General features: G+C 73.2%; 1 protein-coding gene. It reads left to right on the forward strand.

Features of this window, described 5'->3' with window-relative positions; genetic code table 11:
- Positions 1-291 (forward strand): phosphopantetheine-binding protein (locus NP777_RS47425; RefSeq protein ID WP_256656407.1); only part of this gene is annotated, 291 nt, incomplete at both ends.

Consider the following 291-nt stretch of genomic DNA (forward strand, 5'->3'; position numbering starts at 1 on the left):
CTCCCTCCTGGCCACGCGCCTGGTGTCCCGGATCCGCTCCGAGCTGGGCGCCGAGCTGACCGTCGGCGAGCTCTTCGAGGCCGCCACGCCCGCGGGGGTCGCCGAGGCCCTCTCCTCGGCGGCGGTGGCCCGCGACGGTGTGCGCCGCTATGAGCGTCCCACGGTGCTGCCGCTGTCCCACGCCCAGCAGCGCCTGTGGTTCCTCGACCGTCTCGAGGACGGTGGCGCCACCTACAACCTGGCCTTCGAGATCACCCTCTCCGGTGTGTTGGACCGGGTGGCGTTGCGGGT

The sequence above is a fragment of the Streptomyces rugosispiralis genome (genome assembly GCF_024505145.1).
GTDB classification, from domain to species: Bacteria; Actinomycetota; Actinomycetes; order Streptomycetales; family Streptomycetaceae; genus Streptomyces; species Streptomyces rugosispiralis.